Here is an 18293-nt window from a genome sequence, read left to right as displayed (position 1 = left end):
CGAAGTTGACTGCTACGCTGTTTCACATGCTCACAGCAACGCGACAGGCGCACATCCTGAACTCCTTGCGCACTGACGGCGAAGTCACCGTCGAAGAGCTCGCCGAGCAGTTCGGCGTCTCGCTCTCGACCATCCGCCGTGATCTCAACACCCTCAGTGCCGAGGGCCTGCTCCGACGCGTGCGCGGCGGCGGCAGCATCGAGCCCGACCAGATCCCGTTCACCGACGTCGAACGACAGCACCACCCCGAGAAGTCGCGCATCGCCGAGAAGGCTGCTGAACTCGTGGCCGAGGGCGACGTCATCATCATCGACATCGGCACGACGACCGCCCTCCTCGCGCGCCAGCTGCGCGGCAGACGCATCACGGTCATCACCGCGAGCCTCGCGGTCATCGACGAGTTGCGAGACGACGACATGGTCGAGCTCATCGTGCTCGGCGGCGCCGTGCGCAAGAACTACAACTCGATGATCGGCACCCTCACCGAGCAGGCGCTCGCGCAGATCCGGGCGACCACGTGCTTCCTCGGCACGAGCGGAATCCGGGCGAACGGCACGATCTCCGACACGACCGGCATGGAGGTGCCGATCAAACTCGCGATGATCGAGTCCTCGCAGCGCACCGTCGTGCTGGCCGACGCCTCGAAGTTCCCGGGCGTCGGGGTACTGAGCGTCTGCGGCCCCGGGCAGATCTCGGCGATCGTGACGAACGACGACGCGGATGCCTCGACCCTCGAGGTGCTCCGCGAGGCCGGTGTCGAGGTGATGGTCGCGTGAAGCTCACCATCATCGGGGGCGGCGGCTTCCGCGTCCCCCAGGTGTTCGAGGCCGTCTCCGCCGACCACGCTCCCGTGCGCATCGACGAGCTGAGCCTCTACGACGTCTCCGAGTCCCGTCTGCAGACGATCGGTGCGATCCTCACGCGCCTCGCCCGCGAGAAGCGCCACGTGCCGACCATCACGCTGACCACCGACCTCGAAGAGGCGCTCCGCGGCGCGGACTTCGTCTTCAGCGCCGTGCGCATCGGCGGCACCCGCGGCCGCATCCTCGACGAGAAGACGGCGCTCGACCTCGGCGTGCTCGGCCAGGAGACGGTCGGCCCCGGCGGCCTCGCCTACGCGCTCCGCACCGTGCCGTTCATGACCCGGCTCGCCGAGACGATCCGTGATGTCGCGCCCGACGCCTGGGTGATCAACTTCACGAACCCCGCCGGTATCGTCACCGAGGCCATGCAGCGCGTGCTGGGCGACCGCGTCGTCGGCATCTGCGACACCCCCATCGGACTCATCCGTCGCGCAGCCACCGCCGTGAGCGGCACCGCCGACCGCGTGGACTTCGACTACGTGGGCCTGAACCACCTCGGGTGGCTCCGCTCGATGACCGCCGGCGGCGAAGACCTGCTGCCGAAGCTGCTCGAATCCGATCAGTCGCTCGAGAGCATCGAAGAGGCCCGCCTGATGGGCTTCGACTGGGTGCGAGCGCTCGGCGCCCTGCCGAACGAGTACCTCTACTACTACTATTTCACCCGCGAGGCGACCGAACGCATCCGCTCGGCGCCGTCGACCCGCGGCGAGTTCCTCGACCGCCAGCAGTCGGCCTTCTACGCCGCCCCCGGCGACGACCCGCTCGCGACGTGGATACGCGCCCGTCACGAGCGCGAGTCGAGCTACATGGCCGAGAGCCGACCTGACGACGAGGAGCGCCTCGAGTCGGATGTCGACGGCGGCGGGTACCACGAGGTCGCACTCGATCTCATGGCAGCCCTCGCCACCGGCCGATCGTCGACGATGATCCTGAACGTCCGCAACAACTCGCTCGTGCCGCAGCTGCCCGAAGACGCGGTCGTCGAGGTGGGCTGCGTCGTCGACGGCGACGGCGTGCACCCGTGGCCCATCGCCCCGGTCTCGGGCGAGATGCTCGGCCTGATCACGCAGGTGAAGTCCGCCGAGCGGCTCATCATCAGCGCCGTGCACGAGGGGTCGCGCGAGCAGGCCTGGCGCGCGTTCGCGGCGCATCCGCTCGTCGACTCGGTTGGGGTGGCGCGTTCGCTCCTCGATCGGTACACCCAGGCCTTCACTGAGATCGGCGTGCTCCTGCGATGAAGGATTCGAGTTTCGACCGCGCGCAGCGCCCGGAGACATGAGGGCGACCGCATGACGACCGACGAGCGCTGGTTCCACCAACGTGGCGACCTCGCGCGCGATGGCTGGGAGAGCGTCGTCGATCAGACGATCCCAGGGTGGCGACACACGGGTATCCGCGTGGCGGAGCTCGCGCCGGGCGACGCGCTTGCGCTCGACGAGACCGGCGTGGAGCGGATCGTGGTTCCGCTGCGCGGCTCGTTCACGGTCTTGCATACCGAAGAGGGGCGGCGCGCCACGACCCGGCTCGACGGCCGCGCCTCAGTGTTCGCGGGGCCCACCGACGTGCTGTACCTGTCAGCGGCCGCGACAGGCGTGCTCGAGGGGAATGGTCGGGTCGCCATCGCGACCTCGCCGACGAACGAGGTTCGGCCGAGCCGATACCTCCCCGTGGCCGAAGTGCCGATCGAGTCGCGCGGTGCCGGGGCATCCAGCCGCCAAGTGCACAACTTCGGCACCCCCCAGGCGTTGGATGCCGCACGGCTGATCGTGTGCGAGGTGATCACGCCAGCCGAGAACTGGTCGTCGTACCCGCCGCACAAGCACGACGAGCACGTACCCGGCGTCGAGTCGCGACTCGAGGAGATCTACTACTTCGAGGCCGAGCCTTCTCGAGGCAGCACGGGCGGAACGTCCGGGGGCGCCTTCGGGCTCTTCAGCACATATTCGTCGCCGGCCGGCGAGATCGAGATCAACGCGATGGTGCGCAGCGGCGATATCGCCCTCGTGCCGTACGGCTACCACGGCCCGGCCGTCGCGGCGCCGGGCTATGACCTCTACTACCTCAACGTGATGGCCGGTCCCGACCCCGAGCGGAAGTGGCTCATCAGCGACGATCCGGCCCATGCATGGGTGCGCGACACCTGGAAAGGGCAGCGTGTGGATCCACGGCTGCCGTACGGGAAGGACGGCCTGCACTGATGGCGGCGACGAGAAGGATGACGGTCAGCCAGGCGCTCATCGAGTTCCTGGCGAACCAGTGGACCGTGGACGGCGAGATCCGGGAACGCACGATCCCCGGCGTGTTCGGCATCTTCGGCCACGGGAACGTCGCGGGCGTGGGCCAGGCGCTCAGGCAGTTGAACGTGGACCAGCCCGACCTCATGCCGTACCACCAGGCGCGCAACGAGCAGGCCATGGTGCACCAGTCGGTCGGCTATGCGCGCATGCATCGGCGGCGCGGGACGTTCGCATCGACGGCATCCGTCGGGCCCGGCGCGACGAACATGCTCACCGGGGCGGCGCTCGCCACCACCAATCGCTTGCCCGCCCTCCTGCTGCCGAGCGACACGTTCGCCACGCGCGTGGCAGATCCAGTGCTTCAGCAGCTCGAGCAGCCGTGGGACATCGGGCTCACGGTGAACGACGCATTCCGGCCGCTGTCGAAGTTCTTCGATCGGGTGCAGCGTCCCGAGCAGCTCTACTCGATCGCGCTCGGCGCGATGCGGGTGCTCACCGACCCAGCCGACACGGGCGCGGTCACCATAGCGCTCCCGGAGGATGTCCAGGCCGAGACGCTCGACGTGCCCGTCTCGTTCCTCCAGGAACGCGAATGGCACCTGCGTCGGCCTCTGCCCGAGCCCGGCGCACTCGCGCGGGCAGTCGCCGCGATCCGAAGCGCGAAGCGACCGTTCATCGTCGCAGGCGGCGGAGTGATCTACTCCACGGCAGAGGAAGCCCTGAAGGCGGTCGTCGAAGCCACTGGCATCCCGGTCGGTACCACGCAGGCGGGCGGCGGCTCGCTCGTGTGGAACCATCCGCTGTATGTCGGCGCGGTCGGTGCGACCGGCACGACCGCGGCCAACCGGCTCGCCTCCGAGGCCGACCTCGTCATCGGCATCGGCACGCGGTACAGCGACTTCACGACCGCGTCCCGCACGGCGTTCCGAGATCCGGGTGTGCAGTTCGTCAACATCAACGTGGCGGCGTTCGACGCGTACAAGCACGGCACGCAGTTGCCGGTGATCGCGGACGCCAGGGAGACGCTCGTCGCCCTGGCCGGCGAACTGGCCGGGCATCGAGTCGAGGCCCCCTACGCCGAGCGCATCGCGCGTGAGAAGGCCGAATGGGATGACGCGGTCGACGCAGCGTTCGCGCCATCCGGTCGCGACTTGCCCGGCCAGCCCGAGATCATCGGCGCGGTGCAGTCGGCGACGGGCCCCGCGGACGTCATCGTGCAGGCGGCCGGATCGCTTCCGGGCGACCTTCACAAGCTCTGGCGCGTACGCGACCCGCTCGGGTACCACGTCGAGTACGCGTACTCATGCATGGGGTACGAGATCGCGGGCGGACTCGGCGTCAAGCGAGGGCTCACGGCGTCGGGTGACGATCGCGACGTGATCATCATGGTCGGCGACGGTTCCTACCTCATGCTGAACTCCGAGCTCCTGACGGCCGTGGCCGAGGGGATCAAGGTCATCGTGATCCTCATCCAGAACCACGGCTTCGCCTCGATCGGCCATCTCTCGGAGACCGTGGGGTCGGAGCGGTTCGGCACCAAGTACCGCATGTACGACCCCGAGACGCGGAACTTCCAGGGCGAGGTCCTGCCCGTCGACCTCGCGATGAACGCACGCAGCTACGGCATCGACGTCGTCGAGATCCCGCCGGGACCCGGGTCGATCGACGCTCTGCATGTGGCGGTCGTCGCCGCGAAGGCGTCCGACCGCGGCACGTTCATCCAGGTGCACAGCGACCCGCTGATCTACGGACCCGGCGGCGAGGGATGGTGGGACGTTCCGGTGCCCGGCGCATCCACACTCGAATCGACGCAGCGAGCCCGCGCGGAGTACGACCGACTCCGGCAGGCGCAGCGACCGCTGCTCGGCACGGAGGGCCCGGAATGAGGGCGACGGTGGCCGGCGCCCCGGTCAGCTTCGGCGTCTTCGAGCTGACGCCCGAGGGCGCGGAGACGGTCGCGCCCGACGACCTGCTCGCGATCCTCGTCGAGACCGGATACGGCGGCGTGGACCTCGGCCCCGTCGGCTACCTCGGCCGCGACGCCGCGCTTCGCCGCCGACTCGAGCGTTTCGGGCTCGAGCTCGCCGGAGGCTGGGTGCAACTGCCGTTCTCCGACGACGAGGCGTTCGCCGCGTCACTCCCCGCACTCGACGAGGCGCTGCGCGCATTCGTCTCTGCCGCCGAGTCGGGGCCGACGCGGCTGCCACTGCCGACGCTTGCCGACGATGGCTCAGCCGCCCGTCGTGCGCTTCCCGGGCGTGGTGCCGAGACCGACCCGCTCGACACGGTTCGTTGGGATCGGCTCGTCGCCAACGCAGGGCGCGCTGCCGAAATCGTGCGCGACGCCGGATTCGAGCCGACGTTCCACCATCATGCCGGGACCTTCGTGGAGTCGCAGGAGGAGATCGATCGCTTCCTCGCCGAGGTCGACATCGACCTGACCCTCGACACGGGGCACCTCCTCATCGCCGGCGGCGACCCGGTCGAGGCCGTGCGCCGATGGGGTGCGCGCATCAATCACCTGCACCTGAAGGACGTCGACCTCGCCGAGCTCCGGCGTGTGCTCGCCGCGGGCGGCGGGATGCGCGAAGTCTGGCAGTCGGGCTCCTTCGTGACCTTCGGCAGCGGCGACATCGACTTGGCGGGCGTGATGGCCGGCATCGACGAGCACGGCTACGACGGCTGGATCGTCGTCGAGCAGGACGTGCTCAACGGTGACGACGTCTCCCTCGCCGCATTCGAGGCGGAACGCGCAGACGACCAGCGCCGGAACCGCGAGGCGCTCCGCCGCTGGGCGTGAGCCGACAGGGAAGAGAGAGGGAACATGACTGAGCGCCCCTTGCGCTTCGGACTCATCGGCACCGGCCGGATCGGGCAGGTCCACGCGGCGAGCATCGCCGCCGACCCCGACGCCACCCTCGCATGGGTGTGCGACCCAATCGTCGACGGCGCGCGTACGGTCGCCGCGCGGTACGGCGGCTCCGTCACGGACACTGCCGAGGAGCTCTTCGCCTCCGGCGAGGTCGACGCCGTGCTCGTGGCATCGCCGACGCCGACGCACGTCGATCTCATCGAGCGGTCCGTCGACGCCGGCATACCCGTGCTCTGCGAGAAGCCCATCGACCTCGACATCGCACGAGTCGACGCGCTCCGGCCCAAGATCGCCGCCTCGGGCATCCCCGTCGCACTCGGGTTCAACCGGCGCTTCGACGCCGATTTCGCGAGCGCTCGCCGGCGCGTGGCGGCCGGCGAGATCGGCGAGCTCGAGCAACTCGCGATCATCAGCCGCGACCCCGCGCCGCCGCCTGCGTCGTACATCGCGGCCTCGGGCGGCATCTTCCGTGACATGACGATCCACGACTTCGACATGGCCCGCTTCTTCCTGCCCGACATCATCGAGGTGTCGGCCGTGGCCACCGCCGCGTTCGACGTGGGAGCCCGCACGCACGGCGACTTCGACACGGCGGTGACCGTGCTCCGCGCGGCATCCGGTGCCATCGTCACGATCACGAACTCACGGCACAGCGCGGTCGGGTACGACCAGCGCATCGAGGCGTTCGGCGCCGACGGGATGCTGCAGGTCGCCAACGCGCCGAGCAGCCTCGTGAGCCTCTCGACCGCGCACGCCGTCGAGGCCAAACCGCCCTACCTCGAGTTCTTCCTCGAACGATATGCCGGCGCGTACCGGGCCGAACTGCGCGAATTCGTGCGACTCGTGCGCCGCGAACCCTCGACGAGCCCGACGTTCGAGGACGGCCGGGCTGCGCTGATCCTCGCCGACGCGGCACAGCGATCCGCCACCGAACACGTCGCCGTCCCGGTCGACCTCGACTGACGCGACGTTCTCTCCGCCCGACGCCGAACCGACCCATACCAGGCGAACCCACAGAATCTACGAAAGGACGCCGATGTCCACGCTCACTGATCGCGCCACGGGGCCGCTGGCGCGCGCCGCCGCGACCGCGACCTCTCTCTGGAACGACTCCGCGGACCCCGCCGAGCTCGAGCGCTCCATCAGCTTCGGTGCAGTGGGCGCGACCTGCAACCCTGTGATCGCCTACACGGTGATCAAACGGCATCCCGATGTCTGGGTGCCGCGCATCCGCGACCTCGCTGTCGAGCATCCAACCTGGGGTGAATCGCAGCTCGGCTGGGCCGCGGTCAAGGCACTCTCGATCGAGGCGGCCGGCCTGCTCGAGCCAGCGTTCGAAGCGAGCGGTGGGCGCGACGGCCGACTCTCGATCCAGACCGACCCCCGATTGCACCGAGACACCGCAGCGCTCGTCGAGCAAGCCGTGGAGTTCTCGAAGCTCGCCGACAACATCATCGTCAAGATTCCCGCGACCGCATCCGGGATCGTCGCAATGGAGGAGGCGGCGTACCGCGGCGTGAGCATCAACGCGACGCTGAGCTTCACGGTTCCGCAAGCACTCGCCGTCGGCGCAGCGCTCGAACGCGCCCTCGATCGCCGAACCGCGCAAGGCCTTCCCAACTGGGAGTTCGGCCACGTGGTGACGATCATGGGTGGCCGCCTGGACGACTGGCTGAAGCGCTGGACGGCCAACGAGGGCATCCTCACCACCCCGGGGGTACTGGACTGGGCCGGCGTCGCCGCCCTCAAGCGCGCGTACGCGATGTTCATCGAACGCGGCTACCGGAGCCGGATGCTCTCTGCCGCGTTCCGCAGCCACCTCCAGTTCTCCGAATTCGTCGGCGGGGACCTGGTGATCTCGCCTCCCTTCGAGTGGCAGGAGCGCATCAACGCCAACAAGATCGTGGTCGACGGCCACCGGATCGACACTCCGGTTCCAGACGCGATCCTCGATGAGCTGAGCGGGCTCTCGGAGTTCCGACGCGCGTACGAGACCGACGGCATGTCTCCGGATGAGTTCGAGCACTTCGGCGCATCACGCAACACGCTCCGGCAGTTCCTCGACGCGGGCGCGCAGCTTGACGCCCTTGTGCGTGACGTCATCGTCCCGGCGGCGTGAGCTGCGCAGGGGGTCGATCTCCTGAAGAGCCTCCAACCAGTGAGCGGCAATGAGAGAGGCTGAACAAACGCCGAATCCACCAGTCTTCACTCCCGTTCTGGGGAGAGAACCTGGTGGATTCGAGGTGGTGGAGCCGCCTGTGGGAATCGAACCCACGACCTTCTCATTACGAGTGAGACGCTCTGCCGACTGAGCTAAGGCGGCGTGACATGCGACGCACTCGAAAGCGCACCGACTGGCACGAGAATCAATGTTAGCGGGTTTCGAGAGCCCTCATGACCACGTCAGCACTTCGGGTCGCTCGCCGGCACGGTGCCGTCGATGAGATACGACTCGACCGCGTTGTTGACGCACTGGTTCGACTTGTTGTACGCCGTGTGCCCCTCGCCCTCGTAGCTGACGAGCGCGCCGCTCTCGAGCTGGTCGGCGAGTCGCACGGCCCATTCATACGGCGTCGCCGGGTCGCCCGTGGTGCCGATGACGAGGATCGGGTCTGCGCCGGCAGCATGGAGCTCGACACGCTCGCGGTCGCCCTGGTACGGCCAGTTGATGCAACCGAGATCGCCGAACCCGAAGTACGGGCCGATGATCGGCGCGACCTCTGCGAGAGTGGCCGCCTCTGCTCGCATGACGGCGACGTCGGACTGGGAGGTGTAGTCGAGGCAGTTGACGGCGCTGAACGCCTCGGTCGAGTTGTCGAGGTACGTGCCGTCTTCGCTTCGGCCGTTGTAGCCGTCGGCGAACGAGAGTGCCATGTCGGCGTCGCCGAACATCACCGATTCGAACATGTCGCTGAGGTACTGCCACGAATCGGCACTGTAGAGCGGGTAGATGATCGCGGTCACGAGCGCGTCAGCACCCACGAGGCGGCCGTCGGTGCCGCGCAGCGGGCTCTGGTCGACGGATGCCAGGAGCCGGCCGATCTCGTCGGCGGCTTCGTCGACGGTGCCGTCGAAGGGGCACTCGCTGCCCGCGAGGCAGTACTCGAGGTAGGACCTCAGCGCGTTCTCGAAGCCGATGGCCTGGGTCTGCGAGACCTCTGAGCCGCTTGCGGCGGGGTCGATGGCGCCGTCGAGCACGAGCCGGCCGACCTTGTCGGGATAGAGATCGGCGAAGGTCGCGCCGAGGTAGGTGCCGTACGAGTACCCGAGGTAGTTGAGCTTCTCGTCGCCCAGAATGGCTCGCATCAGGTCGAGGTCACGGGCCGCGCTCTCGGTGTCGACGTTCGCGAGCAGCTCACCCGTCTGGTCGCTGCAGGCCTGACCGAAGTCGCGTTCGATGGCCTCGCTGTTGGCGATCCACTCGTCGCTGCCGCGTTCACCGGGGGTGATGCCGTAGAGGTATTCGTCCATCTCGGGTGCCTCGTAGCAGGCCACCCCGTCGGAGCGGCCGACACCACGAGGGTCGAACCCGACGACGTCGAATCGCTCCTGCAGCGGCTGGCCGACGGCGAAGTCGAGGGAATCCATGATCATGTCGTAACCGGAGCCGCCCGGCCCACCGGGGTTGACCAGCAGGGACCCGATTCTGTCGCCCGTCGCCACGTGTCGCACGAACGCGAGCTCGGTCTCACCTGCTGCGGGGTCGCTCCAGTCGAGAGGCGCCTTGGCCGTTGTACAGCCCATGCCGTCGCCGCAGCGCTCCCATTTCAGCACTTGCGTGTAGAAGGGCTCGAGTTCGGCGTCGACCTCTTCACCGGTCGGCGTCGAGACCGGCTGCTGGGGATTCAGGAACGTGGGCGCGCACCCGCTCACGGCGAGCAGCGCGGCGAGTGCGCCGACGATCGCTGCGGTTCGCGCTGCGCGGGGCAGGCGTCGTCGGGCAGTGGTCGTGTCGTTCATGCGGCCCCTCGTTCGGTGGTCGGTCGTCGAATGGCGGAGACGAGCATCGCCTCGAGCGCGAGCGCCGGCTGCACGTTGCCGTCGATGCGTGTGCGCGCCAGCTGGATGGCATCGAGCGTCGCGAGTGTGCGAGCCGGCGTCGCGGATGCCGCGGCCCGCTGCATGCCCGACTCGAGCTCGCGATTGACGAGCGGCACGTCGGCGTCGAGTTGGACGAGCAGGATGTCGCGGTAGAGCGAAGCGAGGTCGACGAGGATGCGGTCGATGCCATCGCGGAGGCTTCGGGTCGCCCGACGCTTCTGGTCGTCTTCGAGCGCCTTCAGTTGCGGCCGCAGCGCATTGGGAACGGCCTGGCCCGGTGCCACGCCGAGCGAGTGCAGGGCGTGCGCACGTTCTTCGGCGTCGCGCAGCTCGCTGATGGCCTTGGCATCTTCGCCCGCGATCTCGAGGTACCTGGCGGCCGTGGCCACGGCCCCCGACGTCGACCGCACCGCGAGGGCCAGCTCGAGCGTCTCCGACCGGCGGCGCCGCGCCTCTTCGTTGGTCGCGAGCCGGTGCGCCATGCCGATGTGGCTCTGGGCCTCGCGCGCCGCCCGCTCGGCGAGCACGGGGTCGACACCGTCGCGGCGCTCGAGCAGAGCCGCGACATCCGCGACGCTCGGCACTTGGAGCCGAACCGAACGCACCCGCGAGCGGATCGTGGGAATGAGGTCGGCCTCGCTCGGTGCGCAGAGGATCCAGACGGTGCGCTCGGGCGGCTCTTCGAGCTCTTTGAGCAGGAAGTTCGAGGTCTGCTCGGTCATGCGGTCGGCGTCTTCGACGATGATGACCCGGTGTCGCCCGATCGACGGCGCGTAGTGCGAACGGCGCACGATGTCGCGCACATCGTCGCGCTTGATGATGACGCCCTCGGTGGCGAGCACGTGCAGGTCGGGGTGGCTGCGCGCGTCGACCTGGGCGCGGGTGCGCTCGTCGCCGTCGGGCAGGCCCGAGATGAGCGCGGTGGCGAACGCGTAGGCGAGGTTCGAGCGCCCCGAGCCCGGCGGGCCGGTCACGAGCCAGGAATGCGTCATCTGCTGGCCCGGCGTGCTGCCCGGCGCCCCGGCGGACTCCGCTGCGGCGCGGAAGAGCGCGATCGCGGCATCCTGCCCCGTCAGTTCACTCCACACGCTCACGCGTCAACGCTACCCTCAGCCGGCGACGGCGGGTGCTCCGTGCTCAGAGCAGGCCCGCCACGCGCTCGCGGATCGCCGCGGCGATCTCGGCGACCGGGAGTGAGGCATCGACGACGAGGAAACGTGAGGGCTCGGCCTCGGCGAGCGCCAGGAACGCAGCGCGCACTCGAGTGTGGAACGCGGATGCCTCGGCCTCGAGCCGGTCGTAACGGGTGCGCGCGCTGTCGAGTCGGGTGCGCGCCACATCGGCGTCGAGGTCGAGCAGGATCGTCAGATCGGGCGCCAGCCCTTCGGTCGCCCACTCCGAGAGGCCGCGGACGGCATCGGGATCGAGCACTCGGCCGGCGCCCTGGTACGCCACTGACGAGTCGACGTAGCGATCCTGGATCACGACGTCGCCCCGTTCGAGCGCCGGCCGCACGAGGGTCGCGACGTGATGTGCGCGGTCGGCCGCGTAGAGCAGGGCCTCGGCGCGAGGCGCGATGTCGCCGCGGTGGTGCAGCACGATCTCGCGAACCTCGACTCCGACCTCGGTGCCGCCCGGCTCGCGAGTGCGCACCACGGTGCGTCCGGCCTCCACGAGCCAGGCACCGAGCAGCTCGGCCTGGGTCGTCTTGCCGGACCCGTCGCCGCCCTCGAAGGTGATGAAGAGCCCGCCGCTCACTTCTTGGTCGCAGCCTTCTTCGCCGGAGCACGCTTGGCCGGCGCCTTCTTCTTCGGCGCTGCGGGCCCCTTGTCGCGCTTGATCTGCAGCAGCTCGACGGCACGCTCGAACGTGATCTCTTCGACCGACTCGGCGCGCGGAATGGTGGCGTTCGTGGTGCCGTCGGTGACGTAGGGGCCGAAACGGCCGTCTTTCACCTTGATCGGCTTGCCGCTCACGGGGTCGGCCTCGAACTCCTTGAGCGCACTCGATGCCGCTCTGGCGCCGTACTTCGGCTGCGCGAGCAGCTCGAGTGCCGCGTCGAGCTCGATCTCGAAGATGGCGTCTTCGCTCGGAAGGGTGCGAGTCTCGACGCCCTTCTTCAGGTACGGACCGTAGCGGCCGTTCTGCGCGGTGATCTCGGCACCGGTCTCGGGGTCGAGCCCGACGACACGCGGGAGGCTCAGTAGCTTCATCGCCGTGTCGAAGTCGATCTCGCCGACCTGCATGCTCTTGAAGAGCGACGCAGTGCGCGGCTTCTCGGCCGGCGGCTTCTTCGCGGCACGCTTGGCCTTGGGCTTCGGTGCATCGATCACCTCGCCGGTCGCCGGGTCGACGGCGGCTTCTGGTGCTGCGGATGCCGCGGCATCCGTCTCGGGAACTGCGACGGGCGCCGGGTCGAGCTCGGTGACGTACGGCCCGAAACGACCGTCTTTCACCACGATCTCTTTACCGTTCTCGGGGTTCACGCCGAGCACGCGCGCCTCTTGCACCGGCGCCGCGATGAGCTCTCGCGCCTTCGCCTCGGTGAGCTCGTCGGGGGCGAGGCCCTCGGGCAGGTTCACCCGTCGGGGCGGCGCGTCGGGCGCAGCGCCCTCATCGAGCGTCTCGAGATAGGGGCCGTACTTGCCGATGCGCAGGGTGATGTCCGGCGCGATGACGACCGAGTTGATCTCTCGCGCGTCGATCTCGCCGAGGTTGTCGACGACCTGGCGCAGGCCCCGGTGCTTCTCGGAGCCGAAGTAGAAGCTCGAGAGCCAGTCGACGCGGTCGGCCTCGCCTGCGGCGATGTGGTCGAGGTCATCTTCCATCTCGGCGGTGAAGTCGTATTCGACGAGGTCGCCGAAGTGCTCCTCGAGCAGTCGAACGACCGAGAAGGCGATCCAGCTCGGCACGAGTGCTTGGCCGCGCTGCGTGACGTAGCCGCGGTCGAGGATGGTCGAGATGATCGAGGCGAACGTCGAGGGACGGCCGATGCCGAGCTCTTCGAGTCGCTTGACGAGGCTCGCCTCGGTGTAGCGCGGGGGCGGCGAGGTCTCGTGGCCCTTGGCCTCGAGGTCGGCCATGCTGAGCGACTGGCCCTCTTTGAGCGGCGGCAGCTTCGCCTCGCCGGGAGCCTCTTCTGCGTTGCGTTCCTCGTCGCGGCTCTCTTCGTATGCAGCGAGGAAGCCGCGGAAGGTGATCACGGTGCCGCTGGCGGTGAACTCGGCGATCGTGCCGCCGACCGGGGCGGACGCCTCGGCGGGAGCCGCAGCATCCGTCGCCGTCGGACCGACCTCGATCGTGACCGTGGCGGTCTGGCCCTTCGCGTCGGCCATCTGCGAGGCGACGGTGCGCTTCCAGATGAGGTCGTAGAGCTTGAATTCGCTGCCGCGCAGCACACTCTGCAGCTCGGACGGAGTGCGGAAGACTTCGCCGGAGGGCCGGATGGCTTCGTGGGCCTCCTGCGCGTTCTTCGACTTTCCGGCGTAGACGCGGGGCTTGTCGGGAATCGAGTCGGCGCCGTAGAGCTTCGTCGCCTGCGTGCGGGCAGCGGTGATCGCCTGCTGCGACAGCGACGACGAGTCGGTACGCATATAGGTGATGTAGCCGTTCTCGTAGAGCGACTGCGCAACGCGCATGGTGTCACGCGCCGAGAGGCGGAGTTTGCGCGCCGACTCCTGCTGCAGCGTCGAGGTCGTGAACGGCGCGGCCGGGCGGCGGGAGTACGGCTTCGACTCGACCTTCGACACGGTGCGCGACACGACATCGTCGGAGAGCGCGGTGACGAGCGCGGCAGCCGTCGCCTCGTCGAGCACGACGGCTTTGTTCTTCAGTGTTCCGGCGTCATCGAAGTCGCGGCCGCTGGCGACGCGCTCTCCGCCGAGGCGCACGAGCTTGGCTTCGAACGACGTGGCGCTCTCGGATGCCTCGGCGGCGAAGCGAGCAGCGAGATCCCAGTAGCCGGCAGCGACGAAGGCGAGGCGCTCGCGCTCGCGATCGACGACGAGCCGCGTCGCCGCCGACTGCACTCGACCGGCCGAGAGGCCGGGGCCGACCTTGCGCCACAGCACCGGCGAGACCTCGTAACCGTAGAGACGGTCGAGGATGCGTCGGGTCTCCTGCGCGTCGACGAGCGCGGTGTCGAGCTCGCGGGTGTTGTCTTTCGCCTTCTCGATCGCCTCTTTGGTGATCTCGTGGAAGACCATGCGCCGGACGGGCACCTTGGGCTTGAGCTCCTGCAGCAGGTGCCACGCGATGGCCTCGCCCTCGCGGTCCTCATCGGTTGCGAGCAGGAGTTCGTCGGCGTTCTTCAGCGCACGCTTGAGTTCGGCGACCGTCTTCTTCTTCGATTCCGACACCACGTAATAGGGCTCGAAGCCGTTGTCGACATCGACCGAGAACTTGCCGAGCGGCCCCTTCTTCAGTTCGGCCGGCAGGTTCTTGGGCTCGATGAGGTCACGAATGTGACCCACTGAGGAGAGCACCTCGTAGCCGTCGCCCAAGTACTGGGCGATCGATTTCATCTTGGTCGGCGACTCGACGATGACCAGCTTTTTCGCGCCTGACACCAGACTCCTCTTTGTTGACGATTGAGACGGAAACGCACATGAAGTTGCCGCGCCCCCGAGCGGTGTGCCGTCAGCCGGCGAATGCTGCGCCGACAGCCACACCATACACATACTGACCGGGAGGACACGCACCGGGTGACCGGTCGACCACTTCGGCGGTACCTCGTGCGCCCCCTTGCGGTTAATGCTCCGCTGAGGAGAATTGGCCTCATGGACACCTCAACGACGAGCTCGTACACCGCGAAGCTGATCGACGGACCGCTCGAGGGCAAGACGGTGGCCACCGCCTTCCTCGACACCGGGGATCCTCGCCCGCGCATCGAGCTCCCCACCGATCAGGGCAAGCACTACGTGTACGCACGAGGAGCGGGGATGGAATTCGCGTCGTCCGACGATGAACGCCCCACCGCGGTGGAGTACCGCTTCGTGGAGACCGTCTTCGATTGAGACGACAACGCTCGTGAGGGTGGGCGGCAGAGGTCGCGATCGCGTCAGCCCGGCCAACCCGGCGGGCCGGCGCGAGCGGATGCAGTGAGCTCGAACCCGGGCATGGCGATGCTGACCATGACGGTTGCCGCAGGGCCCTCGCCGTCGCACGCGCCGAGTCGCGCCCCGTTGCGAGCGGCAACCTCCGCCGCCAGTTCGCAGGGAACACCCGCGACGGCACCCGACATCGCATCCGCGGCGGCCAGCGCGGCGGCGTCGGCCGCGTTGGCGGCTCGTTGCGAGAGCACGAAGACGCCGAGGAGCGCGACGAACGCCACCGTCAGCGCGGCAACCGCGCCGATGATGCCGAGCGCCAGCACCGAGGCGGCGCCCGTCTCTCGGGCAGCGACCTCAGCGGCGAGCGAGCAGCGGCGCGATCGTCGACGCCCGCGTGCTCCATCGGCTGCCGCTCGCATCAGCGGCCACCGGTCAGCGCGCACGATTCGGCGCGCAGCTCGATCGCGGCGAGCAGGCCGGCGCCCGAGGCACTGAGCGTTGCGCACACGAACTGCTGATCGGTGGCCACCGAGAGGTCGGCACCACCCGAGACACGGTCGGCGATGGCCGCAGCCTCGCCGTGCGATTCACCGCGCCCGAGTGCTCGCGCGGCATCTGCTGCTGCATCAGTCAGCCGAACCTGCTGCGCGACGAGTTGCACCGAAGCCAGGCATGTGGCGAGCACGAGCGCGATCGCCGGCAGCGCGACCGCGAACTCCGCGGTCACGCCGCCCCGCTCGCCGTCAACCGACGGTGAGCGCATTCCGCACGAGGTCGGTGAGGATACCGCGCACCTCGTCGCCGCGCAGGATGATGACGAGCAGCCCCGCGAACCCGACCGCAGCCATCGTGGCCACCGCGTACTCGGCCGTGGCCGCACCACGTTCGCCGGCGATGCGTGCGGTGAATCGCCGTGCAAGCCGACGCCGTCGATCGCGCCGGTCGGGTCGGTCGCCGGCTCGTCGGGCGTGGAGGTCAGCGTGTTCGTGCATGGTGTTCCTTTCCTATGGAGCCGGCGCTCGGCCGGCGCTCGGGTGGCACGAGTCAATGCGGTCATGCCGGTGCCCCGAGGGTGCCGGTGATGACCGAGATCATGAGCGGAGCGACCCCGAGGAGCACGAAGGCCGGAAGCACGCACAGCCCGAGCGGAACCATGAGTCGAACGCCGAGCGCCGCGGCACGTTCGGCACCGGCCGACCGGGCCGCCCGCCGCAGGCGGAACGCCTCTGCGCGAAGGAGTTCGGCGACCGGTGCACCGGCGCGAGCCGCGAGCCCCAACACGGCTTCGACCTCGGCTCCGTCACCCGCGTGCGGCACGTGCGACTCGATCGATCGACGCGCCAGGTCTCGTGCGAGCTCGATCGACACTCCACTCGACATCGCGATCGCGAGCAGCTCGAGCTCGAGCCCGGCATCGGCGCGGGAGCGCGCGGCCCGCGCAGCGAGTGCCGCATTCCAGCGCTGCCCGATGCCGAGGCACGTGAGACCGAGCACCAGGCAGGCGATGCCGATCGGAGTGCCGAACAGCACGTTGAGGGTGTCGAACCCGAACGTGGCGCCGAAGACCATCGCGATCGCGGGCAGTGCCATGACCAGCCGGGCGCTCGCTGCAGGGCCCGCGAGTGCTGCACGCACCTCTCTGCGCAACTGCGCCTCGTCGCGGAGCACGGCGGCGAACGTTCGGAGGCTGCCGGCAAGTGGCGCTCCAGACTCGGACGCGACCGCCCACGCCGCAGCGAGCACCGACCAGGAGGCCGACGACTCGGAACGCTCGCTCCGAGCCGCCGCGATGGCCGGCGCGACGGGATCGCCGCTCTGGGCAGCTGCGGCCGCACTCGCGAGTACCCCGGCGTCGGCGTCGCTCGCCGACTCGGCACCGACGTGACTCCACGCGCTCGACGCGGGAACCCCGGCCGAGAGCAGCACCGCCAGGCGCTCGGTGATGGCGGCGATCGCATCGACCTCGCCGGCCAGGTCACGGCGGCGGCGCCGGCTGAGCAGGCCGGCCGGGCGTCTCCCCTCGAACAACCGTGGCGGCCGCGGCATCCGCCCCCTCATATCGCCTCGACGATGAGTCGGTCGCCGCGCAGCTCGAAGCGACCCATCTGCGCGAGCCGCCGTCGACCGTCGACCCGCTCGAGGTGCAGCACGAGGTCGAAGGCGCTCACCGTCTGCCTGGCGAGCGCGTCGGGTGACAGCCCCGCGATCGATCCGAGAGCCTCGAGCCGCGCAGGCACGTCGGCGAGCGAGTTCGCGTGCAGCGTGCCGGCGCCGCCGTCGTGCCCGGTGTTGAGCGCGGCGAGGAGTTCGCGGAGCTCGGCGCCCCGGCACTCCCCCACGACGAGCCGATCGGGGCGCATGCGCAGCGCCTCGCGGAGCAGCGCATCGAGGCCGACTCGCCCGCTGCCCTCGAGGTTCGCCTGTCTCGCTTCGAGCGAGACGACATGCGGATGCTCGACCTGGAGCTCGGCGACGTCTTCGATGATCACGAGCCGTTCGTGCTCGGGCGCCTCGGCGAGCAAGGCGGCGAGCAGGGTCGTCTTGCCGGTGCCGCCGGCTCCGGTGACGAGGAGGTTCTTGCGCGAGGCAACTGCAGACCGCAGCTCCGACTCCTGCGCGGTAGCGATCATGCCCGCTCGCGCGAGCGCGGCGAGCGAGAAACCGCCGGCCCTCGGCACCCGCACCGAGATGGTCGTGCCCGTCGTCGACACCGGTGGTAGCACTGCATGAATTCGGATGCCCTGGCCCAGACGCACGTCGACCGCGGGCGTCGCCTCGTCGATGTGCCGACCGCCGCGCGCGATGAGGCGCACGGCGAGGGCGCGCACCTCGGACTCGTCTGCTGTCCATGACGGCTGGTGCTCGGCACCCGAGCCGCGATCGATCCAGAGGCCGCGCTCGCCGTTGACGAAGAGATCGGTGACCGGCCCCGCCGACGCGAACGCCTCGAGCGGGCCCAGCAGCGAGAGGTCGATTCCGCGGGCGCGGGTGCCGCGGTCGGCCGATCGCTCGACTCCCTGTGAAACGTTGTCTCCGGAGACCGACCTCCGCTCCGAAGCCGCGTCGGACTGCGAAGCCGGATCGTCGCCGACTGGATCAGTCGAGCTCGGCGCGAACGCTCGCACGGTCGCGGCCGACACCGACGGCTCGCGCTGCCAGGAGGGAGACGCCACGAAGGGAAGAGACATGAGGCGAGCGTAGGAATCGGTGGCGGCCCGAAGCATCCGTT

Annotated in this window: 17 protein-coding genes and 1 tRNA gene; 8 read left to right on the top strand and 10 right to left on the bottom strand. The window is 69.2% G+C overall.

Going from position 1 to position 18293, the window contains the following annotated elements; translation table 11 throughout:
• Nucleotides 1-26: 26 nt before the first annotated feature.
• From H521_RS0116100 to H521_RS0116070, 7 genes are all read left to right on the top strand, one after another.
• A complete protein-coding gene (locus H521_RS0116100) occupies nucleotides 27-776 on the top strand; it encodes a DeoR/GlpR family DNA-binding transcription regulator (RefSeq protein WP_022894048.1) in 750 nt (249 codons plus the stop codon).
• The gene (locus tag H521_RS0116095; RefSeq protein WP_022894047.1) at nucleotides 773-2101 is read left to right on the top strand and encodes a 6-phospho-beta-glucosidase; all 1329 of its coding nucleotides are present in this window, start codon (nucleotides 773-775) and stop codon (nucleotides 2099-2101) included. The genes H521_RS0116100 and H521_RS0116095 overlap by 4 nt, the downstream gene beginning before the upstream one ends.
• Nucleotides 2102-2152: 51 nt before the next feature.
• On the top strand, nucleotides 2153-3061 hold the full coding sequence (gene iolB, locus H521_RS0116090; protein ID WP_022894046.1) for a 5-deoxy-glucuronate isomerase: 909 nt from the start codon (nucleotides 2153-2155) through the stop codon (nucleotides 3059-3061).
• Between the two features lie 17 nt (nucleotides 3062-3078).
• On the top strand, nucleotides 3079-4986 hold the full coding sequence (gene iolD, locus H521_RS0116085) for a 3D-(3,5/4)-trihydroxycyclohexane-1,2-dione acylhydrolase (decyclizing) (RefSeq protein ID WP_022894045.1): 1908 nt from the start codon (nucleotides 3079-3081) through the stop codon (nucleotides 4984-4986).
• A complete protein-coding gene (locus tag H521_RS0116080) occupies nucleotides 4983-5900 on the top strand; it encodes a sugar phosphate isomerase/epimerase family protein (RefSeq protein ID WP_026482373.1) in 918 nt (305 codons plus the stop codon). The genes iolD and H521_RS0116080 overlap by 4 nt, the downstream gene beginning before the upstream one ends.
• A gap of 24 nt (nucleotides 5901-5924) precedes the next feature.
• The gene (iolG, locus tag H521_RS0116075; RefSeq protein ID WP_022894043.1) at nucleotides 5925-6935 is read left to right on the top strand and encodes an inositol 2-dehydrogenase; all 1011 of its coding nucleotides are present in this window, start codon (nucleotides 5925-5927) and stop codon (nucleotides 6933-6935) included.
• Between the two features lie 73 nt (nucleotides 6936-7008).
• Complete coding sequence (locus H521_RS0116070; protein ID WP_022894042.1) at nucleotides 7009-8091, top strand: transaldolase family protein; 1083 nt, start codon at nucleotides 7009-7011, stop codon at nucleotides 8089-8091.
• 128 nt (nucleotides 8092-8219) lie between these two features.
• Here the strand turns inward: H521_RS0116070 and H521_RS0116065 are convergent.
• From H521_RS0116065 to topA, 5 genes are all read right to left on the bottom strand, one after another.
• Nucleotides 8220-8295 (bottom strand) — tRNA-Thr (locus H521_RS0116065).
• A gap of 80 nt (nucleotides 8296-8375) precedes the next feature.
• Nucleotides 8376-9932, bottom strand: a complete 1557-nt coding sequence (locus H521_RS0116060) for an alpha/beta hydrolase (RefSeq protein ID WP_022894041.1) — start codon at nucleotides 9930-9932, stop codon at nucleotides 8376-8378.
• Nucleotides 9929-11107, bottom strand: a complete 1179-nt coding sequence (locus tag H521_RS0116055; protein ID WP_022894040.1) for a DNA polymerase III subunit delta' — start codon at nucleotides 11105-11107, stop codon at nucleotides 9929-9931. Before H521_RS0116055 ends, H521_RS0116060 begins: the two co-directional genes overlap by 4 nt.
• Nucleotides 11108-11150: 43 nt before the next feature.
• Nucleotides 11151-11771 (bottom strand): dTMP kinase, encoded by a 621-nt coding sequence (gene tmk, locus H521_RS0116050; protein ID WP_022894039.1) that lies wholly within the window; start codon nucleotides 11769-11771, stop codon nucleotides 11151-11153.
• Nucleotides 11768-14581, bottom strand: coding sequence for a type I DNA topoisomerase (gene topA, locus H521_RS23850; protein WP_022894038.1), 2814 nt, complete (start codon nucleotides 14579-14581; stop codon nucleotides 11768-11770). The genes tmk and topA overlap by 4 nt, the downstream gene beginning before the upstream one ends.
• Nucleotides 14582-14791: 210 nt before the next feature.
• Between topA and H521_RS0116040 the strand changes: the two genes are divergently transcribed.
• The gene (locus tag H521_RS0116040; protein ID WP_022894037.1) at nucleotides 14792-15028 is read left to right on the top strand and encodes a hypothetical protein; all 237 of its coding nucleotides are present in this window, start codon (nucleotides 14792-14794) and stop codon (nucleotides 15026-15028) included.
• Nucleotides 15029-15072: 44 nt separating this feature from the next.
• Here the strand turns inward: H521_RS0116040 and H521_RS0116035 are convergent, their stop codons facing one another.
• The 5 genes from H521_RS0116035 to H521_RS23840 form a co-directional block, all read right to left on the bottom strand.
• Nucleotides 15073-15483 (bottom strand): Rv3654c family TadE-like protein, encoded by a 411-nt coding sequence (locus H521_RS0116035; protein ID WP_022894036.1) that lies wholly within the window; start codon nucleotides 15481-15483, stop codon nucleotides 15073-15075.
• The gene (locus H521_RS0116030; protein ID WP_245561008.1) at nucleotides 15483-15791 is read right to left on the bottom strand and encodes a TadE family type IV pilus minor pilin; all 309 of its coding nucleotides are present in this window, start codon (nucleotides 15789-15791) and stop codon (nucleotides 15483-15485) included. The genes H521_RS0116035 and H521_RS0116030 overlap by 1 nt, the downstream gene beginning before the upstream one ends.
• A 16-nt stretch (nucleotides 15792-15807) precedes the next feature.
• The gene (locus H521_RS26610; protein WP_022894034.1) at nucleotides 15808-16056 is read right to left on the bottom strand and encodes a DUF4244 domain-containing protein; all 249 of its coding nucleotides are present in this window, start codon (nucleotides 16054-16056) and stop codon (nucleotides 15808-15810) included.
• Nucleotides 16057-16117: 61 nt separating this feature from the next.
• Nucleotides 16118-17110 carry a type II secretion system F family protein gene (locus tag H521_RS0116020; RefSeq protein ID WP_022894033.1) on the bottom strand — a complete coding sequence of 331 codons (993 nt, stop codon included), beginning with the start codon at nucleotides 17108-17110 and terminating at the stop codon, nucleotides 16118-16120.
• A gap of 8 nt (nucleotides 17111-17118) precedes the next feature.
• On the bottom strand, nucleotides 17119-18252 hold the full coding sequence (locus H521_RS23840) for a TadA family conjugal transfer-associated ATPase (RefSeq protein ID WP_084512532.1): 1134 nt from the start codon (nucleotides 18250-18252) through the stop codon (nucleotides 17119-17121).
• Between the last annotated feature and the right edge of the window lie 41 nt (nucleotides 18253-18293).

The organism is Agromyces subbeticus DSM 16689, assembly GCF_000421565.1.
GTDB classification, from domain to species: Bacteria; Actinomycetota; Actinomycetes; order Actinomycetales; family Microbacteriaceae; genus Agromyces; species Agromyces subbeticus.
This window is presented reverse-complemented; position numbering and strand designations above follow the sequence as displayed.

Excerpts from the sequence above, each read along its gene's own strand:
- H521_RS0116020 (WP_022894033.1), bottom strand. The coding sequence starts at position 17,110 with ATGCCGCGGCCGCCACGGTTGTTCGAGGGGAGACGCCCGGCCGGCCTG.
- iolB (WP_022894046.1), top strand. The coding sequence starts at position 2,153 with ATGACGACCGACGAGCGCTGGTTCCACCAACGTGGCGACCTCGCGCGC.
- H521_RS23840 (WP_084512532.1), bottom strand. The coding sequence starts at position 18,252 with ATGTCTCTTCCCTTCGTGGCGTCTCCCTCCTGGCAGCGCGAGCCGTCG.
- H521_RS0116035 (WP_022894036.1), bottom strand. The coding sequence starts at position 15,483 with ATGCGAGCGGCAGCCGATGGAGCACGCGGGCGTCGACGATCGCGCCGC.
- H521_RS0116040 (WP_022894037.1), top strand. The coding sequence starts at position 14,792 with ATGGACACCTCAACGACGAGCTCGTACACCGCGAAGCTGATCGACGGA.
- H521_RS26610 (WP_022894034.1), bottom strand. The coding sequence starts at position 16,056 with ATGCACGAACACGCTGACCTCCACGCCCGACGAGCCGGCGACCGACCC.
- H521_RS0116060 (WP_022894041.1), bottom strand. The coding sequence starts at position 9,932 with ATGAACGACACGACCACTGCCCGACGACGCCTGCCCCGCGCAGCGCGA.
- H521_RS0116080 (WP_026482373.1), top strand. The coding sequence starts at position 4,983 with ATGAGGGCGACGGTGGCCGGCGCCCCGGTCAGCTTCGGCGTCTTCGAG.
- iolG (WP_022894043.1), top strand. The coding sequence starts at position 5,925 with ATGACTGAGCGCCCCTTGCGCTTCGGACTCATCGGCACCGGCCGGATC.
- H521_RS0116100 (WP_022894048.1), top strand. The coding sequence starts at position 27 with ATGCTCACAGCAACGCGACAGGCGCACATCCTGAACTCCTTGCGCACT.
- H521_RS0116070 (WP_022894042.1), top strand. The coding sequence starts at position 7,009 with ATGTCCACGCTCACTGATCGCGCCACGGGGCCGCTGGCGCGCGCCGCC.
- iolD (WP_022894045.1), top strand. The coding sequence starts at position 3,079 with ATGACGGTCAGCCAGGCGCTCATCGAGTTCCTGGCGAACCAGTGGACC.